Annotated in this window: 1 protein-coding gene and 1 pseudogene; both read right to left on the bottom strand. The window is 65.6% G+C overall.

Annotation, left to right across the window (positions count from 1 at the left end; translation table 11 throughout):
* A partial coding sequence (locus JCM25156_RS25530) for a glycosyltransferase (protein WP_034960487.1) occupies positions 1–185 on the bottom strand: 185 nt, incomplete at its 3' end.
* Positions 182–1,346: pseudogene (locus JCM25156_RS25525) on the bottom strand (FtsW/RodA/SpoVE family cell cycle protein). The gene JCM25156_RS25530 and the pseudogene JCM25156_RS25525, both read right to left, overlap by 4 nt.
* Between the last annotated feature and the right edge of the window lie 105 nt (positions 1,347–1,451).

The raw sequence follows: 1,451 nt of genomic DNA, 5'->3' as shown, positions 1-1,451 counted from the left end.
CCGGCACCGGGCAGGACGAACTGCTGCCGCCCGGCGAAGATGCCGGTTTCACGCACGCCCGCGCGGCGGTCGGTCATGAGGATAATGTCATGCCCCCGGCGCACCAGTTCACAGGCCAGTGCCTCGGCCGGGAAGAAATGGCCACCGGTGCCTCCGGCCGCGACAGCAATGCAGTGACGGGTCATGATGATGCTTTCCGCGTTGAGGAAGGGGGCGTGCCGAAGGATCCGAACCGGCCCTCACCCAGCCGGTTGCGGGTCAGGGCCAGCACCATGCCGATTGTAAGCGCAACCGACATGGCTGACGACCCGCCATAGGAAATGAATGGCAGCGTCATGCCCTTGGTCGGGATCAGGTGCAGCGTGGACCCCATGTTGACGAAGGCCTGCAGGCCGAACCCCGTCATGAGCCCCGCCGTCGCCACCGCGATGAAGATCATTTTCATGCAGCAGCTTGAGCAGCGTGCGGATCACCATCGTGGCGAAGACGCCGATGATGAACAGGCAGATCAGCATGCCGAATTCCTCCCCCGCCACGGCGAAGACGAAGTCGGCATGGGCGTCGGGCAGCAGATCCTTCACCCGGCCCTCACCGGGGCCGCGCCCCAGCAGGCCGCCATTGCCGAACGCGCGCAGGGCCGTGTCGATCTGGTAATGGTCGCCCACTGCCGGGTGCAGGAACCGCTCCACGCGTGAACGCACATGCGGAAACACCATGTAGGCCCCGATAAACGCCGCGACCATGCCGGCCACCCCCGCGCCCACCAGGAACAGGCTCAGCCCGTCAATGAACAGCTGGGTCAGGAACACGGTGGTGATGACGCTGAGCATCCCGATATCGGGCTGTGACTTGAGCAGCAGCAGCACAAGCCCGAACAGAGCGAACGCGACCAGCATGCCGGGAAAATATTTCTGCCCCCGCCCCCGGGTCAGCAGCCACGCGGTGACCACGGCAAAGCAGGGCTTGAGGAATTCCGACGGCTGGACCGACATCATGGGCAGCGCGATCCAGCGCCGCGCACCCTTGATCTCGATGCCATGGACAAGGGTGAGGAACGTGGCCCCCAGCGCCAGCACGAACCCGATCCATCCCGCCAGCCGCACACCGCGCAGTGAGAGAAGGGAGGTGGCGATGACGATGATGGCCGCCAGCAGCAGGAAGCAGACCTGCTTGAAAATGAACATGTCGCGCGACGCGCCGATACGCACCGCGACCGCCGGGCTGGCCGCGAGCATCAGGATATAGCCGAACCCGATCAGGATCCCGACGCAGATCAGCGTGACCCGGTCGATGCTCCGCCACCATCGCGCCGCCTGCGATGTGTTTATGCGCGACATGCCGCTCATCCGGTCGCGGTGCCTCCCGCATCGGCCGCAAGGTCACGCACCAGCGCGGCAAAGCGCGCGCCACGTTCCTCGAACCCGGTGAACTGGTCGAAGCTGGCGCAGGCG

It is taken from the genome of Komagataeibacter kakiaceti JCM 25156 (genome assembly GCF_000613305.1).
The sequence above is the reverse complement of the archived record's forward strand: the minus strand, read 5'-3'. Positions and strand labels throughout refer to the sequence as shown.